Below are 21,805 nucleotides of genomic sequence, written 5' to 3' on the forward strand. Positions count from 1 at the left end.
TGCTCCTCCGGAAACCTGAAAAACAATTCTAACATTTGTTAGGTAGGTATTGACAGTGCGATTTTTCGCGCCCACAATTCAACTACCAATCGTTAGGTAGTTTTTTTTCAACGAGGATTAATCATGAGCAAAGACATTTATTATTCCGACGCAACTCATCTGGCCAGCCTGATCCGCAACCGCGATATTTCGCCGGTTGAAGTGATGCAGGCACATCTTGATCGCATTGCTACCACGAATCCGGACGTTAACGCTGTCGTCACGCTGGCAGATGACGCTCTGAAACAGGCGGCCATCGCTGAAGCCGCCGTGATGAAGGGAGAGAAACTTGGCCCTCTTCATGGTGTTCCCTTCACCGTAAAGGATTCCATTGATACGGCTGGTGTACTGACCCAGCGTGGTTCGCCCATTTTTGAAGGCCGACTTCCTGATGAAGACGCGACCAGCGTGGCACGGCTTAAAAAAGCAGGCGGTATCCTGCTGGCTAAGACGAACCTGCCGGAATTTTCATACTGGATCGAGAGCGATAATCTGCTGTCCGGCCGGTCAAATAATCCCTGGGACCTGACCCGGACGCCCGGCGGCTCCAGCGGCGGTGAATCTGCCGCGATTGCCGCAGGAATGTCTCCGCTGGGACTGGGAACAGATCTGGCCATTTCTGTACGAGGACCCGCCGCCCAGACCGGCATCACGTCGATGAAAGCCACGCACGGCAGTGTGCCGATGACGGGCATCTGGCCGCGCGCGCCCCGCCGCTTCTGGCATGTTGGTCCAATGGCCCGCTCAGTTCGCGATATTGCGCTGGCCTTCTCTCAGCTTTCCGGACCGGACGGTCATGATGCATTCTCAAGCACCGCGCGAGTCCATGCTAACGGGCTACCGCCGGTAGCATCACGTTCGCTGCGTATTGGCTGGATGACCGGTCCGGGTTTTGGCCCGGTAGACCCGGAAGTGGCCGCCGTGGTGAAGACGGCCGCGGAAGCGTTAAAAGCCCCTGGCGTTGAGGTTGAACATGTCGGCATCCCTGCTCTGGAACAGGACTTTGCGCTGGACGTGTTTAACCGCCTTCACGTTATGGAGATGAAGCCTGCCTTTGCGGCGGCAACGGCAGGTCGCCACCCTGATGAACTCTACAAAATGGCAAAAACCATGCTGTCTCTGCCAGATAGCTCGATGACGGATTTTATTGATGCGGAGCAGGCCGCCGAAAGGTTACGGGATGGCTTTGCAGCATACTTTTCACGTTACGATGCGCTTATCACGCATGTCCTCCCCATTACGGCGCATAAACATGGCGTAGACAGATTTGTGATTGACGGTCAGGACGTTGACGCCACTTATCTGCAGGGTGCGACGGTGCCGCTGAATATCACCGGCCTGCCTGGCGTCGCGCTGCCGTTCGGTAAGAGCCGTGACGGATTACCGATCAACGTACAGATTGTCGGCAAATGGCACGATGAGCATGTCATTCTTCACATTGCTTCCCTACTGGAAGCCGTAAGCCCGATGAAAGGCGCACATCCGTCACTGTAAAAGCAAGAAGCCCCGCCAATGCCGCGGGGCTTCTTGCTTTCGTTTTACCCGCCTTGTACATGCGGATTGCGCCGCACAGCGCTCATTGTCCTGGCTGAGGCTTCCCACTCACAGACAGGCTTCGGACACGGCATAGCTGTCCTCAAACATGCGGAAACGCGTAATAAGTCCCTGTTCGATGTACATATCAAGGACAAACTCAGTCTCAATTAACTTACCGGTTTTTTTGACACGCGTGGCAAGTTCCCCCGTAGCAACAACATGGTTACCATTGATAAGCATATCGTTAAGATCGAATTTTTCGGACGTCGTCTGCTCCCGGATTTGTGCGTAGAATTCTGCCACACCCGTTCTGCCACATTTGCGCCCAATCCAGGGAACCACCTGCGTATTACCAGCGATGAACCAGTCTACCTTTTCACTGACCAGTTCCGCGATCTCGCTTACCGACTCTGAGGTGGCGATACGATGAAAGAAGGTTTCGACTACAGCCTGAGGTGTTGGCGTCGTCATAAAGTGTCACTCCCGTTAACTGAAGCCCAGGCCCTCAAGATTAATTTAGTGTTCCGGCAAGCGGCTTATCTGCAGATGCGGTTATATGGTGCAGGTCAAAACTCGGGTTACTGACGTGATCGTGTTTCGAAGAGCATGTTGCATAACGCGGGCGGTTTCCCCTTTAACTCGTCACTTGAGATAATGTCGCGATCATTAACGCGGTTTTATTCAGGCAAAATGAAGACGAACCGCTTTCCAGACCTGTTCGCTTTGTTCTGAAAAAAACATTTAGTCATGCCGGGCGAGTTATTCTGGATAATCCCTCCACAGGGTAACGCCGCATAATCGCTTTTACCGCTCTCTCTGAGATGAAATGCAGCTTATTGTAATAGTGAGCTGACTGACTTAACAGCAATGTAATGCCAGCGTATTCCGTCACAGAGAAAGGGGATTGCGTCAGCCATATAGTCACTAACAGTGATTATACGAGAAGCTCTTTAATAGCGGCAGGTTAACGCCCTCTGAAAATCTTATCCCGCGCTTAGTACACCATTCTATTTTCTCTAGCGAAAAATATAATTCTGTTCCTTTCGGGTTATTTACCCTCCTTTTCCCCAAAATCACAAATTACAAATAACCCCTTAATAATAAAGGCAAAAAACACCTGGAAATCTTTTATTGATGGACGCAAACTGTTAAAAGTGAAAACCGGTGAAACAGCTCTTTACATTTCTCGCCTGGCCAGTGCCGAATATAAAAGCATTTATTCACCCTGTTTCTCCAGCCATTTTTGAAATACGCTTCAGTCACTCGCGCTTTGAACAGGGTGCCATATACTTCAGGCATATTCTCATTCGGAATATAAAACTCATTTCAATTTATGGCAGCGCAAACGGCCCTGTAAAGTCGTCTGTGCAAGGAGACAGTATTATGGATCAAACCGCATTTTTGATCGGGTTTTCGGTCATGGCAATTGCGTCACTGGCGATTTATGCCACCGGCAAAAAAACCTTCCCCTTCCGACATCATACGTTAATGCATGCCTCGGTCCCTTTTATTGCTGCCACCGCTTATCTGGCCATGGCCTTTGGTTTCGGAAATCTGGCCACAGAGAGTGGCAGCATCGTTTATCTGGCCCGCTACGCAGACTGGTCCGTCACCACGCCTGTTTTACTGGCAGGGCTTGTTATGGTTGCCTTTCACGAGCAGAGTAAACCGGGTGAAATGGGCGGCTTTTTAACAGCCATCATCATTCTGGATGTGATGATGATTATCACCGGTCTGGTCTCTTCGCTGGCGGCAACGTTCGCCGCAAAATGGGTCTGGTATCTCTGGTCATGTGCTGCGTTTCTTGGCGTGGTTTACCTCCTGTGGGGGCCGCTGCGGACGATTGCCGCGGAGCGCGGCAGGGCGATAGCGGACGCTTACAACAAAAACGTCGCATTACTGACGGTGGTCTGGTTCATCTACCCTATCGTTTTCCTTGTCGGTCCGGAAGGGTTAAAAATCATCACCGATCCTGCGTCCGTATGGGCATTCCTGGTTCTTGATATCATCGCCAAGGTGTTTTACGCCTTTTACGCTGCATCCAGTCTTGAAAAAGCGCTGCGCCATACCACATTTGATGGTGCTGTGCGGGTATGACTCTGCGGCAGACTGCCGGCTGGACAGGACTTTGGGGGGCAGCGCTGGCTGCCTCTTTCAGTCCGCTGTCCGTGCAGTTAATATTTGCCATTGTCGCAATAGGTGTTATTGGCATGGCACACGGTGCCAGCGATCTGGCCGTAGTAAAACGCGGGCGTAAGTTGCCGTTCCTGGCTGCTTACGGCGTGATCATCCTGCTTTGCCTGTTCTGGTGGCACTGCTCGCCGGCACTGGCATTACCCGGTTTCTTGCTGGCATCTGCGCTGCATTTTGCCCTTGAGGATGCGCCAAAGGGAAGGATGACAGAACGCCTGGCCAGAGGCGTCAGCATGATAGCGACGCCCGCCCTCTTCCACCTGCAAGAATACAACATCATTCTTCACCAGGCAGGACTGGCACCCGCTCTGCTCAGTTCTGTGACGTTATGCATGGCGATTGCGGGCGCACTTTGTGCCATTAGCCTGATGATCACCGGCTTGAGGCGTCACGATGTGCGGCTCATTACCGGGACGCTGGCGTTACTGCTCCTTCCCCCTTTTGTCGGCTTTTCCATGGGTTTTTTAATTTTGCATGCCCTGCCACAAACCCGGTTACGTCGTATTCAGTTGGGTTATGCGCATTACACCGGCTACCTTTATGCGACCTGGCCGGTGCTGGCAGCGGCCATTCTGCTGGCGGTCGCGACAACCTGTATGATGTATCCCTCCAGTGACGCAGACATAAAATCGCTGTTTGCTGCGCTCGCTTCACTCGCTATTCCCCATATGCTGATTACCCCTTACTTCGAGCCGGGTAAAAGTGAATAACGTCAGAAGTAACAGGAACGCTTCGCCGGACGCAGAAGGTTAACTGTGGCGTCAGCATGTAGATGCCTGACTTTCAGGCATGATAATCAGCGCGGCCCTTTCTGACGTTACCCACCGCACACGTTGCAACGTTCCCCTGAACATCCCCTGACCCCGGCGCTGAGCGCGTGCGTAATAATGGCGTAAGGTTATGCCGCCGGAATCATGCAGCGGCAAAAGGGGTGAACGTCAGGGAAACGAGGGGAAAGACGAGTATCGGGATTCAGCCTGGCAGTCGTGGGGGATCAGTTCCCGGATTTACGACCGAACAAAAGACCCAGGAGTTCACGGTAGTGCTGCTCTTCTTCTGCACTTCCTGCCAGCTCCAGGCGGCGGACAAGTTTGCTGCATATGGCCGTGCGGTTCAGGCTTTTTCCTGCGCGAAGAATTTCTGACGCGATGCTCCCCAGCGTTTCCTGCTGAGTGGGCAGTGACGCACTGTCGAAGTAGCGGGCAATGGCGCTCATGGCGTCGGATTTGGACGAGTTTTTGTACAATGTTGGCTCTGGGAAAATGTTTAATGGGTTTACTATTACTTGTGGGTAAAGTTATAGACTTGATGGTCCGCTGTACAGGTGTATTTTGGGAAACGCTCGTTTTCTTTTGCAAAACGTGCTTTTACTATTATTCTGAGGATGATGATGAGAGTCTGGCAGACTTTCGGCCCTGACCCAGGCTGATTCAGTAGCATAACAAACGCCATGGCCGCATCCCTGTACAGGTGCTGCTTTCCGTGACAGAGATGAAATGAGAGCGGTAAAGGCACGCTAAGCGAAGGGGATTTTGCGCCATTATTCCCGGTCACTGTGCTGAAAACGTCGAAGGAGATCGGCAAAGATTAACCCATTTCCGCATCAGGATTCAGGGCCCGCAATTGTTTTGCATCGTGGCTGCAAAAGAAGGTGATTTCCTGATGATAGTGACTTAACAACGCACGAAGCTGCCGTTGCGTATCCCGTCTGGTTTTATTATCCATTGCCATCATCCACTGATAGAAACGTAGCCCTGGCGTACAGTGGGGTTTATGCAGTGCCATTTCTTCCCGATAGAACCAGGCGTCCCCGCCATGAAGCAGCCATCCTTCCGCCCCGCGAACTGCAATGCCTGCATGCCCTTGTGTATGACCGGGCAGTGGCACAAGCAGAATATCAGCGGGAAGCCCTGTCAGAGATGTTACGGCATCGAAGCCGTACCACCGCTCTCCCTGAACCTGATAGCCCGTCCAGCCGGAAACGCCTGTCCATTGCCCCGGTCGATAGCGCTCACGGGCCAGCCAGCTGTGCCGTTGCTGTGACGTATCGATTTCGGTTTGCAGCAGATGTATCTGCGCACCAGGAAAATCAGTGAGCCCGCCTGCATGGTCAAAATCGAGATGAGTAAGAACGATGTGACGGACATCTATAGCGTCAAACCCCAGCGCCTCAATGCGAGAACGTGCGGTAAGATCTTCACGTCGTTGAATATTGTTCAGCAGTCGAAAAAAGCCAGAAAGGCGTTTTTCTGGCTGGCGCATATCCTCTCGTCCAAAACCGGTATCAACCAGTACAAGGCCGTGCCGGTCTGTTTCTATCAGCAGACAATGGCACACCAGATGCGCATACAGACCTTTACTGAAACCGTCAAACAGCGCTCCACCTACGGGGCACATACATCCACAGTTGAGATGATGAATTTTCATAAATTATCCAGTTTTAAGGTGTAGTCAGGCATTCTGACGACCCCTATCTGTAGGCCTGCTTGCTTAAGGACCTAACGCAGGAAGCAGAATGGCTGAATATTTTTTGTCGCTTCCCTGATGATTGACGCGTCAGAGGCAAAAGCAGAACTGGCGAAAAGCCGCCCTTCAGGCGGGTTACGATGACTGTATTAATGGGGCTCACTGTTCTGTGCAGCAGCACTAAGCCTGTCATCCTGCCCGTCACCCGACGCTCGCTTCAGTGATTTCATCAGACATGAATGGTCAGAGGGGTTATCAACCTGACATGCCGGACTGTCTGCCATAAATAATGCTGTTCATGCCAGGCAGAGATAAAAAATTCCCCACCTGAATAGCGGGGAGCGAACTAACTAAACAGTTCCAGGCTACTTTAGCTGCAGGCGCCAGCAGCTCCCACGTTAATGAATTATTGTACTGATATCTGAGCGTTGCAAACGAGACGGTGACACGACGCTAATTTACATACCGGTTTCTTTTTACTTAGTCAGAATCCGACAAGATCTAAAAATATCAGGACAGCCGCTTCGTTAAAATTAACATCAGAGGAAAACATGACAGACACAATATTGCGCTTATTTGCAAACCAGACAAGAAACGCAAGGCGATTTTATATACGTTTAATAGGATGCCTGCTCCACTAACGCACCCCTTTTACGCCATTTCTTGTTGAAACCCTTAAAATCACCCACACTCTTTTTATACCAAAGCAAATAAAATTAAATGTATAAAATTCAAAGTCTTAATTAATTAATCAACCCAAAAACCTTTGGTTAAACGATAAAGTAGATTTCATATAATAACGCCTGAAATAATGAAATGCCTGATTTTAATCCAATGAAAACGGGCGTGATTAGGTTGATCAAAATCAAATAAATTTAAAAATAACGGGCAAAAACCAAAAGAAGCATAACGAATGTATCTTTTGTGCCGATATACGATTACCGCCTGAGAAACCTAAGACTCGGGGTAACGTTCAACACAGGGTTAATTAAATGAAAATTATAAAAAGCTTTTACAATTTAAAGATAGGCGGTAAACTGGTTCTGGGTTTTCTGTTAGTTATTCTTGCCTCACTGATTATCTCTTCGCTGGCGCTCAAATGTTTTTTAAATATCAAAGAGAACTCTGCCAAACGTGACATTACCGTACAAATGCTGGATTCGCTGGCTAAAGCCCGGCTTAACCGCACACTTTTTCAGTATACTCGTGAGACGAAGTTTATCGAAATCAATGGCGAGGCAATGAACCAGCTTTCGGGTTTACGGCAAAGCCTGGAGCACTACTCCTGGTCCACGGCCGGGCGTGAAAAGCTTTCTGTTCTCAGCGTTGCCCTGAATCAGTATCGGGAGAAACGGCAGACTTTTCTTGCGAGTACAGACAAAACCGTCTTCGCCTTAAATGAACTGAACCGCCTGGAACTGGCCGCGCTGTCAGAAAAACTGGCAGCCCGACAGACGTCCGTTCCTGCTGACGCTGCTCAACTGCTCACGCTGAGCCTGAAGATCGAACAGGCCGCGTTTTATGTGCAGGCATTTATTAAAACGCCAGATTCGTCATCGCTGGATAAATTTGCTGGCATCAGGGATACCCTGTCATCGCTTAAGACCCAGCTGTCCGTTCCGTCCGCTTCAGAATTCACTACCTTGTTAGCCGAAGTGGAGCAAAAAACAACGTCCGGCCCTGTGCTGTTGAACAACTATCTTCTTGCCGTTAACGCAGAGAAACACGCCTCAGACGACATGACGGCCGCCGCAGGCAAACTTAATCAGTCCATGACAGATTTGGCTTTCTTCCAGTCTCAGATGGCTGAAGAGTACATACATACCGCCCTCTGGCAGATAGGTTTCACCACGATTACCTGTATTATTCTTAGCCTTGTTGTCGCCTGGAGAATGACCCGTAGCATTACCGTTCCCCTGAAAGAGACGCTTTCTTCAGCAAAACGCATTTCAGCAGGCGACCTGACGTCAGAAATAACCAGTTCGCGTACTGATGAACTGGGCGAACTGATGACCGCCGTCGGTGCCATGAATCACAGTCTGCGCACTATCATTTCGAAAGTCCGGGACGGTGTGAACAGCGTAGCACGCGCCTCCTCTGAAATTGCAGCAGGTAATACTGACCTTTCCTCACGAACAGAACAGCAGTCCGCAGCCGTTGTAGAGACCGCTGCCAGTATGGAAGAGCTGACCTCCACCGTAAAACAGAATGCTGAAAACGCCCATCATGCCAGCCAGTTGGCTACCGAAGCATCACATAACGCCAGCCGTGGCGGGGAAATTATCAGCGACGTGATCGCCACGATGGGTGGGATAAGTCAGAGCTCGGGCAAAATTGGAGAAATCATCACTGTCATTAACGGCATTGCTTTCCAGACGAACATTCTGGCGTTGAATGCCGCGGTCGAGGCGGCACGGGCAGGCGAACAGGGACGCGGCTTTGCTGTGGTAGCAGGTGAAGTACGTAGCCTGGCACAGCGCAGTTCTGTTGCGGCAAAAGAAATTGAGGCACTCATTCGCGAATCCCTGGAGCGCGTAAACAACGGTACCGAACTGGTTAACCGTGCCGGTAATACCATGGGAGATATCGTCAAATCCGTCACTCAGGTCAGAGATATTATGGGCGAAATCGCTGCCGCGTCTGACGAGCAGAACCGGGGCATTACCCAGATAGCGCAGGCGATGACGGAAATGGATACCACGACGCAACAGAATGCTGCGCTGGTTGAGGAGTCATCTGCGGCGGCCAGCAGCCTGGAGGATCAGGCGCTGGAACTCGAAAAAACCGTGGCCGTATTTCGGTTACCGGCACCCTCTTCAATGACCGTGACCAGCGCTCCGGTGATCGCGCGCAGTCGGCACATTCCGGCTTCAGTGAAAACCTCAGACGCCAACTGGGAGACATTTTAAGGCATAACGCAAGGCCGTGCTGGGGCGCTGTGTGTGACGCGCCTCAGCAAGGGTTGATGCGCCTGACGGCATCGGGAGGATACGTGACTGAAAATAAAATGCATACCGCTCACATTATCGTTGGTGAGGCAGCCGAAGCCCTGTTTTATGAAGCCGATTCAATCACGCGGAAAACGTTAATTGATAAGCTCTACAGCATTCTGCAGCAGGAAACAGGCAGTCAGCGTAAAGCCGCAATCATCGAAGCAATAAACTGTTCATTTGATTTGTACACTCAGTGCCTGAGGAAATGTGAAAGCCCTTCAGTCAGGAAGCATCCTTACCTTACGAAACGTAAGTGCCACTCAGGCGCGTCATACGCTTGAGGTCCTTCTCACGACCACAAAGGCGAAGAATGGCCGCAAGTTGTGCTTTCACGGGTAAAAACACCTGCTGCGATTTGATACTCACGGTAACGGTTTCGCCTACTGAGAGAGCAGTCCAGCCTTGTTCTGTCAAAATGTGGAAGCCACCGAGGAGTTCAACCGGCACCGGACCAGTCTCAGGTCGCAGCAAAAAGTCGGAGCGGAACCGTAAAGACGTCTCATCAGCATAGTTGGGCCAGGCGTATTTCTTGCTCAGAAAAGCCGCGGCATGCGAAGGCAGGACAATATCGATATCGTTCACCGGCCCCTATTCAAGGCCGTAAAGCACCATGGCCGCTCCCCCGATCACCATCCAGGGCAAAGCGTGCTGATTCAGTTGCTGTGCCATTTTTGCCAGGGTTAATTCTAAATCGTCCATATATCACTATCACTCGGTTGAGCGCGTTTTACGACGTAATGTTTTTTCGTTGTGCTGACGTTGTCTTAACGCAACTGGATAACTGTATGCCAGGTTTATGACATCTGAAGGCAACTGCAAGGAAGAGTCAGAATCGCGACAGGTTGGCTAAACAGCACCATCATAAAGCCCTCTGTCGCCTTACCCGATCAGAAATGACGTAAACCGGTGCAGGAAAAACGGCGCAACCTGTCGTCAGGCCAGCCACAACGCGCATCTGAAAAGCCCGACCAGGGCCGTTCAGGCGCGGCGAAAGGCCTGAACGCAGCTCGTACCACCGTTTATTTGCTCAGTCACAAATAAACTGCGCTTCGCACTGGCGGGCGATTTCCCACAGCCTGTTGCGAATCACCTGCTTAAGTTGCAGCGTGGACTGGGACTGGGGTTGATCACGACGGCTGATCAGCATCACTTCAAACGGCAACGGTTGTGCGACGGGGAGTAATTTTAGCTGTTCGGCATAGCGGCAAGCCGTGAACAGATCCACCACGCCCACACCGCCGCCTGCCAGTACCATATCCGCAATCACCGAGTAGGTTTTAATCGATAACGACACCGCCGGATTCAGCTTTTTATCGCGTAGCGCGCGGTGCAGGACGCGCCCAAGCGGATCCTGGGTCTGCATCATCAGCAGGTTATTCGCGCATAACCATGCCAGCGTAACGGGCTCATGTTGGGGATGATTTGGCGGCAGCAGCGCCACCATTGACGACTGAAACAGCGGTTCCGCCAGCAGCGCTGCATCCACCTGCTGACCAAAGACCAGGGCGAAATCAAGCTGATTCTCCAGGATCATTTGGCATAAGGTACTAAAGTGTTCCGTGACCAGTTCAACGCTGACCGAGGGCACCTGTTGTCGCCAGGTGACCAATGCCGGTGCCAACACCATTTGACCGAAAGCGTGAGCCGCACCGACACGGACGATCTGCCCTTCGCCGCGTCGCAGTTGTTCAGTGAGCTGGGTGATGGATTGTAAGCGTTGGTAGAGATCTTCCACCTCTGGCAGCAGCCTTCGTCCTTCTGCCGTGACGCTCATGCCCTGGATACGCCGCTCAAACAGCGCAAAGCCCAGTTGCTGTTCTGCATGGTTCAGCACGCGGCTGATATTGGGCTGCGATACGTTGAGCAGGCGCGCGGCTGCGCTGATGCTGCCGGTCTGTACGATGGCCTGAAAGACTTCTATGTGACGGAGCCGCATCATTATTTACCCTGTGTGGATTCAGCTACCCGCAGGCCGCTGTGATGCACCCTTTCCAGCGCTTCACTTACAGCACCGCCAACGTCTGAATCAAAATGGAAAACCTGAACCATCTGTCATCTCACCCGCGGTACGGGCAAAGAAACGGCCAGCGCCTGAATCTGTCCTGCCTCGTCGTTATTCCTTACTGCCGATACGATCCGGGCGGGTAAAGACAGGACAATCCCTGCTGCAAAAATTGTACCGTAAAACAGAGGGAGGCGAAGCGACCCGCTACCGCCTTGCGCTGAAATAAGGCGGCGCCGGGCTTATGCAAGGGGAAACAGGTGCAAATCGCACCGGTCTTGGCCCATTTCCCCTCACTGGCTGAATCATTGAAAAGGGTAAAGCCAGGCGTTCGCCCTGCCATGGTGCAGCGGGGAGACGGCCGGGTTATCTCATGAGGGTCAACGGTGCCTGGTGGCGGATTGTCGGTCAGTGCGCACGATCGCGCCCGGCGGCGATGTTTCTGAAAAAAGGAAGCTGCAGGGGCGAAGGTTATCCGCCCCTGACCTCATGGCTGTCCCTGTGCTACGACTGGGTACTCGCCAGGTAAGAAAATGCACTGAGCAAGCTGATCAACGTCTCCATCCGCTCTGCCTGATATCCCACGGTAACCGCATCGATGCGCGTGACGCCGGGGATCAGGCTGAACAGATCGGCCAACACGGGTTTACTGGCCTGAAGCTGCATATGATAAGGCGCGGTCAACCGGGTCGTGCGCGTATCGCGCTGATGCTCAAGCGCGGCGCGTGCAGCACTGCCTATGGCACGTTGTGCCGCTTTGGGACTAATGGATTCCGCGCAGGTATGGGAAATGGCGCGTTTGACACAAACGTAGTCAACCGTTGGGTAATATTCGGCTATCCAGCTCTGTAGCTGATCGTCGCCCGTGACCAGCCACAGTGGCGTGCCCTGCTCAGCGGCGGCAGCGGCGTAAATATCAGTTTCGCCCATCACCAGGCCATTGATATGGATACGCCAGAATGCACGGCCATTAATGGTGTGCGCCAGTACGCCGGGTTCGCCTGCTGCGCTGTGATAGCCCACCAGAAATAATCCGTCGAACGTCTGCTGTTCTATGCCTTCAACCATCGATAAGCCGCGCGGTTTGCCCTGCACCAGCCGGGCGCGGGGATCAAGATTTTCCGCCCGCAGATTGGTCATTTGCGCATGGCTGTCTGCGACGACCACCTCCGTTGCGCCTCCCGCGAACGCCCCCTCTATCGCGGCATTCACTTCCTGTTCCATCAGACCGCGGGCCAACTGATATTCCGGGTTGCCGGGTGTGCATTGCTCCGGGCGCATAACGCCCGCGATACCTTCAATATCGGCAGAAATAAAAATTTTCATGTGGTTAACCTGTCCAGAATCTGAGTCAGTGAGGGACGATGGTGACCCCGAAAGCCGGTAACAGGCTCTGCGCTCAACAAGGCATCGAGTACAGCCTGTTCGGTGGCATCTGCCGCGGCGGAAAGCAGCGGCTCCAGCATGGCGTCCTGCGGCGGTTGTGGCAGCGGTTGCGTTGAAAACGCTACGGCGATATCGCCCGAGCCGTGGCCCCAGTAGCTGCCCAGCCGCCCGAGGCCGGCACCGGCACGCTTCGCGATACGCTTCAACTGACGCGCATCCAGCGGCGCATCCGTCGCCATCACGATGATGACAGAACCGGCATCACGCTGCGGTGCCTCTCCTGCCAGCAGCGGTGCAATCACTTCACCGAGTCGCACACCGTCAAGCGTGAGCGCGCTGAGCGCGCCAAAATTCGCCAGCACCAGCACTCCCAGCGTGGCATTGAGCGACGGAATAACACGCGAGGCCGTGCCGATCCCGCCCTTCAGATTAAAACAGCTCATCCCGCGTCCTGCGCCAACGCTGCCGCGGGAAAAGTCCGCTGCGGCTGCATGCAATGCTTCCTGCGCCATCGCCTCACTGATGGCCAGCGCCTGAATATCATTGAGCCAGCCGTCGTTGCACTCCAGGGCCAGCGGGTTCACCGTCGGTAGCGTCCGCCCGAGTTCCGGGTTACGACGGATGGCGTCCCGTACCAGCGCGGTAAACAGCGTGCCCACCGCCAGCGTGTTACTGAGCAGAATCGGCGTGTGTAACACACCCAGCTCCTCGACCTGTGTCAGTCCGACCGGTTTCGCAAAGCCATTCAGAACCTCAGCCCCGCACGGCAGCGGCGTGAGAAACAGGTTATCACCCGGCGGAACGATAGCGGTGACGCCAGTCTGCCGCTCTCCCTCAGCCAGCGTGACGTGGCCGACGCGCACACCAGCCACATCGCTGATGCGATTAGTGGGGCCACATGCGCTGCGCGGCTGCCCCAACTGACGCTCGTTACGCCAGCGATCCAGCAGCAGTTCGCACTGCAGTTGTTGAAAGTCCATCATCAGCCCTTGAGTTTCGGGTCGAGCGTGTCACGCAGCGCGTCGCCGAGCAGGTTAAACGCCAGCACCGTGATAAAAATCGCCAGCCCCGGAAACACGCTCATGTGCCACGCGCCCGCCATCATCATGCTCCGGCTCATGGCCAGAATATTGCCCCATTCAGGCACATCCGGCTCCGGTCCGAGGCCAATAAAGCTTAAGCCTGCCGCTGTGAGAATACTGGTGCCAATGCGCATCGTAAAATAAACAATGACGCTGGAAAGCGTGCCCGGCAGAATATGGCGCAGGATAATGATTCGGTCGGGTGCACCGGCACAGCGCACGGCTTCCACATAGGCAGCCTGTCTCAATGACAGCGTGGAGGCGCGAACAATCCGGGCAAAGACGGGCACGCTGAACACCGCGACGGCGATGATGACATTGTTCAGGCCCGTTCCCAGAAGCGCCACCACCGCAATGGCCAGCAGCATGCCGGGAAACGCGAATAACACATCAGCACCGCGCATGATCAGCATATCGACCCAGCCACCGTAATAGCCCGCCAGCAACCCCAGCACGACGCCGACAATCATGCCGAGCGTCACGGACAGCACGCCGACATACAGCGAAATACGCGCCCCATAGATAATACGGCTGAGCAGGTCGCGCCCCAGTTCATCGGTGCCCATCCAGTGTGCTGCCGAAGGGGGCGAGGATAACGCCATCCAGTCGGGCGCCATCGGATCCCAGGGAGCCAGCCAGGGCGCAAAGATCGCCACCAGAATCAGCAGCAGGACAAATCCGCCTGAAACCAGCGCCAGAGGATTGCGCACAAAAGCATGCAGGAAATCGCGCCACGGCGAGCGAATAACCTGAGGCGGGTTATCAGTCAGCGATTGATGACTCATCTCGGCTCCTGTCGCAGACGAATTGCCGGATTGACGACCGCGTAAAGCAGATCCACCAGCAGATTAATGACGATAAATTCAAATACAAACAGCATCACCAGCGCCTGAATGACCGGCTGATCCTGCGCTTTGATAGACTCAATTAACAGCCAGCCTAACCCTGGCCAGTTGAAGACGCTTTCCACGACAATCGAACCGCCCAGCAGAAAACCAAACTGCAACCCCAGCATGGTGATCACCGGGATGAGCGCATTACGCATCACGTGTTTCCACGTCACCAGACGGTTACGCAGCCCTTTCGCTTTCGCGGTGCGTACGTAATCTTCCTGTGCCACTTCAAGAAAGGCCGAGCGGGTAAAGCGTGCCATGACCGCCGCAACGGACGATCCCAGCGTGATGGCGGGCAGGACAATATCGCTGGCCTTGTTAAAGCCGCTGACCGAGAACAGGCCAAAAGGCATCGCAACGAACTGGATTAGCAGCAGCCCCAGCCAGAACGCCGGCATCGAGATACCGCCCACCGCCACGCTCATTAGCGTCCAGTCTTGCCATTTCCCTCGTCTCAGGGCCGCGAGTACGCCAAGCATCAGGCCGAGAAGCACAGACCAGGCGAAACCGGCTAAGGCGAGCCACAGTGTGGGCAGGAAGCCCTGCTTAATCACCTGCAGCACCGGTTGCTGGGTGCGGTACGTGGTGCCAAGATCGCCATGTAACAGGTTGTCTATCCAGTTAACATATTGCTGCGGCAACGAGTCGTTGAGCCCGAGGTGCTGACGTGCCGCTTCGACCGCTTCAATCGGTGCATCCGGTCCGGCATAAATGCGCGCCGGATCGCCCGGCAGCAGCTTGATGAAACCGAAAACCAGCAGCGAGACCACCAGCAAAACCGGGATCATCTCCAGCAATCGGCGAATGATGTATGCAAACATGCCATTCCCTGAAATAAAGGTGAGACGGGGAGCCTCACGTGCCACCGCAACCGGCAAAGGCACGTGAGGGACATCCGCGACTTATTTAAACGACGCCTGAGTAAACAACAGATTGCCATCAGGCAGCATCGAAACGCCGCTCAGGGTGCTGCGTTTGCCTACCAGATTGTCTGGCGTGCCAAGGAACGCCACGGGGGCCTCTTTCCACAACAGCTTTTGCGCTTGTGCATAGGCGATACCACGTTTTGCCGGATCGGCCGTCGCCAGCCCGGCAGCAATCGCCTTGTCGACGTCAGGATTGCTGAAATAGGAGACATTGTACGAGGTAGGTACCCATGATTCGGTGGCGAACAGCGGACGCAGAGCCCAGTCGGCATCGCCGGTAGACGTCGACCAGCCGCCATAATAGAGGTCAAATTCGGCTTTTTTCGGGTCCTGAACGCCCCACAGCTTCGCGTTGCGCGTTCCGGAATCCATCGGTGTCACCGTGGCGCGAATACCCACCGTGGCCAGTTGCGCCTTCAGCACCTGGGCGGCGCGCACGCTGGCGGTCGCATTGGTGACCCAGAGCTTGAGATCCAGCCCATTCGGGTAGCCCGCCGCCTTCAGCAACGCTTTGGCCTTATCCGGCGCATAGTGGTAATCGGGATCGCTCTGCTTCTCATAGAACTGCACCCCTTCCGGCATCGCGGAGGTGGCCGGTTTACCCAAACCGGCAAAGGCCACCTTCAACCACAGATTACGGTCAATCGCATAGTTGATTGCCTGGCGCACGCGGACATCGGCCAGAGGTTTATGCTGCGTATTGATCGCCATGTAATAGAGATAGATGCTCGGATCGCGCTGAATCGCGAGGTTGCTGTCCTGCTTCACCGCCGCGATCAGATCCGAAGGCAAAGGCCAAATGGCATCCACCTGACCCGATTTCAACGCGGCAACCCGTGTCGCATCTTCCGGGCTGGGTGAGAAAATCACCTGATCGACTTTGGGCCAGCCCTGCCGCCAGTAACCGTCATACTTCGCCAGCGTGACCGCTTTGCCCGGAGTCCAGTTTACGAATTTAAATGGCCCGGTCCCCACCGGATGCAGCCGCAACTGGGCCTCGTCCGGATACTGTTTCAGAACCGACGGGCTCCACATCACCGCCGAAGGGTGCGCCAGCGTATTAATAAAAGCACCAAATGACTGATTGAGTGAGATTTTCACCTGATCGGGTGCCAGCACCGTCACCTTATCGATCATTTTGTACAGGCTGTTGCGCTTCAGCCCTTTTTTCTGGTCTGCCAGACGATCAAGGTTCGCTTTGACCGCTTCCGCATCAAAAGGCGTACCATCCTGAAAGGTAACGCCTTTACGCAGCGTCAGCGTAAATTCCGTCGCACTGTCGTTGGAGGTGTAACCGGTCGCCAGCCAGGGCTCCAGCTTCATCTGGGGATCAAACTGAAACAGGCGCTCAAAGATACCGCTCTGCACCGAGTAGCTGACATTATCCGAGGTATCGTGCGGATCGAGCCCCGTAATATCGGCATACATTGAAATGCGCAGATCCTGTGCCTGCGCAGTCATGACCAGTGTCGTCGTTAAGGCGAGGGCGAGTGAAGTACGGCGGAACAGCGTTTTCATAAAATCTCCTGGTCGTTAAGGATTATCGCAATGCAATGCCGTCAGCGACCCAGTGTTGCGGTGCAACCTGCCGATAACGGGGTTTCGTGACCGTTTCGCCCACCTTTCGCAACGGCGAAGGAATTTCGCTGTCATCAAAACGGCGAGGCTGACGGTTCTCGGGATCCGCCACCGGCACGGAGGCCAGCAGACGTTGGGTATAAGGATGTTGCGGTTGATTAAAGACCGACTGGCGCGGTCCGAGCTCGACAATCTGGCCGAGGTACATCACCGCCACGCGGTTGGCAATGCGCTCGACGACCGCCATATCATGAGAGATGAATATCCAGGCTACGCCCGTTTGCTGCTGGAGATCCATCATCAGATTCACCACCTGCGCCTGAATTGAAACGTCAAGGGCCGATACGGCTTCATCAGCAATAATCACTTTCGGTTTCAGGGCCATCGCGCGGGCAATGGCAATACGCTGGCGCTGACCGCCCGAAAATTCGTGCGGATAACGACGCGCGTGCTCCGGCAACAGCCCAACGCTTGTCAGCAGCGCATCAATGTGTGGAGAAGCCTGTTCCAGTGAGTCCACCATGCCATGCAACAGCAACGGCTCGGCAATGGTAAACCCCACCGTCAGACGTGGATTCAGTGACGCATAGGGATCCTGAAACACCATCTGAATTTCACGGCGCAGCGGCTGGAATGCCGTCTCTTTCAGATGAGAGATTTCCTTTCCTTCAAAGTGGATGCTTTCCGCCTCACTGGCGATCAGGCGCATCAGCGCACGCCCGGTGGTCGATTTACCGCAGCCGCTTTCACCCACGATGGCCAGGGTTTCACCCGGCCACAGACTGAAATCAATCTGCTCAACCGCATGCACATGATGCGTATGGGTCGAGAAGATGCCGCTGCGGATGGGGTAATACACTTTTAACCCACGTACATCGAGTAGCGGTTCGCTGTCGTAGCGCGCCGTCAGCTGTTCGTGTTGCGCCGCCTGTTGTGCACCCAACAGAGGAAAGCGTTGCGGCCACGCGTATTCGCGCATATCGCCCAGTTTTGGCACGGCTGCCAGCAACGCTTTGGTATACGCATGCTGCGGGGCGGCAAAAATCTCTGACACGGTGCCCTGCTCGACCACTTCGCCACGCAGCATGACCACAACACGATCCGCAATTTCCGCCACAACGCCCATATCATGGGTGATAAATAACACCGCCATGTTCTTCTCGCGTTGCAGCTCACGCAGGATATGTAAAATGCGCGCCTGTACGGTGACGTCCAGCGCCGTCGTGGGTTCGTCGGCAATCAGGAGTTGCGGATCACAGGCCAGCGCCTGAGCAATCATTACGCGCTGGCGCATCCCGCCGGACAGCGCGTGCGGATAGCTTTTCATGACGCGATCGACATCGGCAATACGTACCTGTCGCAGCAGTTCACGTACGCGCGCATGAGCCTGTTTCTTGTCGCACTGATGATGGTCGCGTAACGCTTCGGTGAGTTGATCATCGATACGCAGCACCGGATTCAGTGAGGTCATCGGCTCCTGAAAGATCATCGCCATTTCACGGCCACGCAACGTGCGGCGCTGACTGTCATCCAGCGTTTCTAACGCATGAACTTCTCCGCGGCGATCGCGAAACTGCATGCTGCCGCGATCGATACGACCGCTGCTCGCCAGCAAGCCCATCACGGCCAGCGACGTGACTGATTTACCTGAGCCGCTCTCGCCCACCACGGCGACAATTTCGCCTGGATAAATGGCGAAACTGATGCCTTTCAGCGCCTGATTCTCAGCACTGCGTCCACGAAATGAGACGCTAAGGTCCTGAACAGCAAGCACCGGTGATGCACCGTCAGCACGTGTGGCAGAAGAAGTGAGTCGTGTGTCCGTCATCAATGCCTCGTCGCGTTACAGCCAGATACGGCCATCGGAGTAATTCAAAAAAGGAGAGCTGTCAGCCGCCAGCCAGATCGGGCCATCTAAATCGACGTGCTCTGCGTGCACCGCCACGGGCAATGCCGCTTCCATCGCCAGGGATGAACCCAGCATGCAGCCGACCATGATGCGCATGTTCTGCTTGTGCGCTTCATCGACCATCGCCAGCGCTTCCGTCAGACCTCCGCACTTATCCAGCTTGATGTTGATCATCTCGTAGCGATGACGCAGGCTGGCAATATCCTCTCGCGTGTGGCAACTCTCGTCCGCACAGACGGGAACAGGATGACGGAAGCGTTGCAGGTCATGATCCTGACCTGCGGGAAGCGGTTGCTCGACCATCGCGATGTTAAAGGCCTGAAGCGCCACCAGCAGGCTTTCCAGATCCATTCCCGACCAGGCTTCATTGGCATCGATAATGAGCGTCGCACGCGGGGCCGCCGCACGAATCGCCGCCACTTTTTCCAGAACCGCATCGCGGTCAAGCTTGATTTTGAGCAGGATGGCACCCCGCGAGACGGCATCCGCCGCCGCCAGCGCCATGTTTTCCAGCGTATCGAGGCTGAGGGTTTCCGCCGTGACGACCGAGCGTGGCGGCGGGCATGCACTTTGTTGCCAGAGCGTTTGACTGGCCCGTGCGGCGTCAAGTCGCCACAGTGCGCAGTCCAGCACATTGCGCGCGGAACCGGCGGGCAAACGGTGTTGCAGATCATCGCGGCTCAGGCCTGCTTCCACGTCAGCACGTACCGCCTCAAGCTGGGCCTGAACGCTGTCTGGCGTTTCATCGTAGCGCGCCGTTGGTGTACATTCGCCCTGCCCAATAAAGCCGTTTTGCTCAAGCGTGACACGGATAACCGTCACGGCGGTACGCACACCGCGCGAGATAGCAAACGGTCGCGCCAGCGGCAGTTCCACCACGTTGATCTGCACCTGTCTCATCTCAGCCCCGCTCCTGAAGCAGCGCGGCGATGTCATCGATACCAAAACGCACCGGATCGGTTGCCGGTAAACCGAATTCGGCACGGATTTCAGCACAATAGGCGCGCGCGTCTTCTTCCGTGTAGTTTGAGGTGTTAATTGCAAAGCCAGCCAGTTGAACGGACTCACTGGTCACGTGGGCGGCGCGCAGATTGGCTTCCACGCAGTCTTTCAGGCTGACCATCGGTTGATGCGGCAAATGGCGCATATGCGGACGGCCCATTTCATGGCACATCACCAGCCAGTGCGGTTGCGCACCGTGCATAAGCCCCATACTGACGCCCGCGTAAGAGGGATGGAACAACGATCCCTGCCCTTCCACGATATCCCAGTGATCATCATCGTTGGCAGGAGACAGGGCTTCCGCCGCACCGGCAATAAAGTCCGCGATTACCGCATCCACAGCAATGCCTTCCCCTGCAACCAGAATCCCGGTCTGTCCCGTGGCACGAAAATCCGCTTTCATTCCGCGCGCACGCATTGCCGCTTCCAGCGCCAGTGAGGTGTACATCTTGCCCACTGAGCAGTCGGTCCCCACCGTGAGTATCCGCTTACCTGAACGCTTCTTACCGCTACCGACACTCAGCTTCGGACGCATATGACGTAAATCGAAAAGCGCAACACCAAACGTCTCTGCCAGCGTGACCAGCTCGGGCTCATCCACCAGACGATGATGTAATCCACTGGCCACGTTCATGCCGGCTTTGATGGCACTTTTCACCGTATCCAGCCAGTGTTCGGGCAGATACCCCCTGCGTTGGCGGTGCCCAGCACCAGCGTTTTCGCGCCGCGCGCTTTGGCGCTGGCGATATCAAGTTCATCCAGCCCCAGGCTGACCGTACAGCCCGGCAGTTTAATTTCGCCAACGCACTGTTCCGGTCGCCAGATATGAATACCGCGCGCCGTTTTTGCCGCGAGGGGATCGGTAACATCGCCAAGAAAAAGTAAATAGGGTTGTGGGATTAGCATGAGAGTTCTCGTTTCAGACAAAGGTAAGGTTCTGAAACCACTATTTCATGCGTGTTGAAAGGTGACGAATGCTTGTTTGGTGGCGGGGTATAACGGCAGGCTATAGTCAGATAAAAAAGTGATGGCAACCGCGTTATTTCAACGAATCCGGGTGAAATCGGCCCCGGTGCCGGGACGAGTCATAGGAAAAGGCTAATATCCGCCGGAGAGTTAATGGAGAGATATCGTTTAATGTCAGTCAACGGGAAGCAAGGCCGTTTACTTCGACGCTGTCTTTCATAATGCCCCGGCGTGGTATCGGGTACCACAGATAACACGCTTTGGGGCGTGGTGAGGATGTTATCTTTCCTCTCAAAACGCTGTGACTGACAACCGAGAGGAAACGCGGTAATTACAGCTTTCCGGTCAGATACTGTGCTTCACCATCCGCAAAGCTCCAGTCACCCGGCGCATTGGTAATAAAGCTGATCATCAGATCTTTTCCATCCACCCCACAGTGCTCTGCCAGCTCCCGTGCCAGTTCCGCCATGAAACGCGTTTTTTGCTCTTCACTTCTCGGGCTGGTAAACACCCGGACCATCACCAGACGGTCGCTGCGTTCAAACCCCAGCCCGGTATCCTGGAACACCATCTGATAATTTTTATTTTCGTGAACAATCTGATAACGGTCACGTTCGGGAACGTTAAACGCGGTGAGCACAGCCCGATGTGCAGCGTCCAGCATTGTTCTGATTTCCGTAGCAGAACGTCCCTCAATGATGTCGAATGTCAGCAATGGCATAAATAAACCCTCGGTTGGTCTGAATCGTAAGTGTATGATGTCGCGCTATGTTGACGACTGCTGTTGAAAAGAAAAAGAGACAGGACTGAAATGATTATTCGCTATTTTGAACA

17 protein-coding genes and 1 pseudogene are annotated in these 21,805 nt (G+C 54.5%); 4 read left to right on the forward strand and 14 right to left on the reverse strand.

All coding sequences use genetic code 11. The features are described from left to right. The first annotated feature begins 123 nt into the window (after window positions 1–123). Window positions 124–1,533 (forward strand): amidase, encoded by a 1,410-nt coding sequence (locus C1N59_RS12390; RefSeq protein ID WP_054634116.1) that lies wholly within the window; start codon window positions 124–126, stop codon window positions 1,531–1,533. Between the two features lie 108 nt (window positions 1,534–1,641). Here the strand turns inward: C1N59_RS12390 and C1N59_RS12395 are convergent, their stop codons facing one another. Further along, complete coding sequence (locus C1N59_RS12395; protein ID WP_054634117.1) at window positions 1,642–2,046, reverse strand: nuclear transport factor 2 family protein; 405 nt, start codon at window positions 2,044–2,046, stop codon at window positions 1,642–1,644. A 912-nt stretch (window positions 2,047–2,958) separates the two neighbouring features. On the opposite strand from C1N59_RS12395, the gene C1N59_RS12400 reads away from it, so the two are divergent. Both C1N59_RS12400 and C1N59_RS12405 read left to right on the forward strand, forming a co-directional pair. Next, entirely contained in the window at window positions 2,959–3,672 is a 714-nt protein-coding gene (locus C1N59_RS12400; protein ID WP_054634118.1) for a bacteriorhodopsin, read from the forward strand. Continuing rightward, complete coding sequence (locus C1N59_RS12405) at window positions 3,669–4,478, forward strand: Brp/Blh family beta-carotene 15,15'-dioxygenase (protein WP_394549634.1); 810 nt, start codon at window positions 3,669–3,671, stop codon at window positions 4,476–4,478. The genes C1N59_RS12400 and C1N59_RS12405 overlap by 4 nt, the downstream gene beginning before the upstream one ends. Window positions 4,479–4,762: 284 nt before the next feature. Here the strand turns inward: C1N59_RS12405 and ycgZ are convergent, their stop codons facing one another. Both ycgZ and C1N59_RS12415 read right to left on the reverse strand, forming a co-directional pair. Next, window positions 4,763–4,984 carry a regulatory protein YcgZ gene (gene ycgZ, locus C1N59_RS12410; RefSeq protein WP_054634120.1) on the reverse strand — a complete coding sequence of 74 codons (222 nt, stop codon included), beginning with the start codon at window positions 4,982–4,984 and terminating at the stop codon, window positions 4,763–4,765. 371 nt (window positions 4,985–5,355) lie between these two features. Beyond that, a complete protein-coding gene (locus tag C1N59_RS12415; protein ID WP_394549636.1) occupies window positions 5,356–6,195 on the reverse strand; it encodes an MBL fold metallo-hydrolase in 840 nt (279 codons plus the stop codon). Window positions 6,196–7,226: 1,031 nt separating this feature from the next. Between C1N59_RS12415 and C1N59_RS12420 the strand changes: the two genes are divergently transcribed. After that, complete coding sequence (locus tag C1N59_RS12420) at window positions 7,227–9,143, forward strand: methyl-accepting chemotaxis protein (RefSeq protein ID WP_394549638.1); 1,917 nt, start codon at window positions 7,227–7,229, stop codon at window positions 9,141–9,143. Window positions 9,144–9,467: 324 nt separating this feature from the next. Here C1N59_RS12420 and C1N59_RS12425 read toward each other — a convergent pair whose 3' ends face one another. The 11 genes and pseudogenes from C1N59_RS12425 to C1N59_RS12475 form a co-directional block, all read right to left on the reverse strand. Next, the gene (locus C1N59_RS12425) at window positions 9,468–9,809 is read right to left on the reverse strand and encodes a hypothetical protein (RefSeq protein WP_394549639.1); all 342 of its coding nucleotides are present in this window, start codon (window positions 9,807–9,809) and stop codon (window positions 9,468–9,470) included. Window positions 9,810–10,254: 445 nt separating this feature from the next. Continuing rightward, window positions 10,255–11,163, reverse strand: coding sequence for a LysR family transcriptional regulator (locus C1N59_RS12430; RefSeq protein WP_032413424.1), 909 nt, complete (start codon window positions 11,161–11,163; stop codon window positions 10,255–10,257). A gap of 570 nt (window positions 11,164–11,733) precedes the next feature. Next, window positions 11,734–12,555, reverse strand: a complete 822-nt coding sequence (locus tag C1N59_RS12435) for a M55 family metallopeptidase (protein WP_015065586.1) — start codon at window positions 12,553–12,555, stop codon at window positions 11,734–11,736. Next, complete coding sequence (locus C1N59_RS12440; protein ID WP_394550850.1) at window positions 12,552–13,595, reverse strand: DmpA family aminopeptidase; 1,044 nt, start codon at window positions 13,593–13,595, stop codon at window positions 12,552–12,554. Before C1N59_RS12440 ends, C1N59_RS12435 begins: the two co-directional genes overlap by 4 nt. A gap of 2 nt (window positions 13,596–13,597) precedes the next feature. Next, complete coding sequence (locus C1N59_RS12445; protein ID WP_033737479.1) at window positions 13,598–14,482, reverse strand: ABC transporter permease subunit; 885 nt, start codon at window positions 14,480–14,482, stop codon at window positions 13,598–13,600. Continuing rightward, complete coding sequence (locus tag C1N59_RS12450; protein WP_172912366.1) at window positions 14,479–15,411, reverse strand: ABC transporter permease subunit; 933 nt, start codon at window positions 15,409–15,411, stop codon at window positions 14,479–14,481. The genes C1N59_RS12445 and C1N59_RS12450 overlap by 4 nt, the downstream gene beginning before the upstream one ends. Before the next feature lie 81 nt (window positions 15,412–15,492). Beyond that, window positions 15,493–17,034 (reverse strand): glutathione ABC transporter substrate-binding protein, encoded by a 1,542-nt coding sequence (locus C1N59_RS12455; protein WP_015065582.1) that lies wholly within the window; start codon window positions 17,032–17,034, stop codon window positions 15,493–15,495. Between the two features lie 22 nt (window positions 17,035–17,056). Then, the gene (locus tag C1N59_RS12460) at window positions 17,057–18,922 is read right to left on the reverse strand and encodes an ABC transporter ATP-binding protein (protein WP_394549640.1); all 1,866 of its coding nucleotides are present in this window, start codon (window positions 18,920–18,922) and stop codon (window positions 17,057–17,059) included. 15 nt (window positions 18,923–18,937) lie between these two features. Then, window positions 18,938–19,903 carry an N-acetyl-D-Glu racemase DgcA gene (gene dgcA, locus C1N59_RS12465; RefSeq protein ID WP_023328925.1) on the reverse strand — a complete coding sequence of 322 codons (966 nt, stop codon included), beginning with the start codon at window positions 19,901–19,903 and terminating at the stop codon, window positions 18,938–18,940. Between the two features lies 1 nt (window position 19,904). Beyond that, a pseudogene (dgcN, locus tag C1N59_RS12470) lies at window positions 19,905–20,911 on the reverse strand (N-acetyltransferase DgcN). A gap of 391 nt (window positions 20,912–21,302) precedes the next feature. Next, entirely contained in the window at window positions 21,303–21,692 is a 390-nt protein-coding gene (locus C1N59_RS12475) for a tautomerase family protein (protein WP_058701352.1), read from the reverse strand. Window positions 21,693–21,805: the final 113 nt, after the last annotated feature.

It is taken from the genome of Pantoea sp. SGAir0183 (assembly GCF_043545505.1).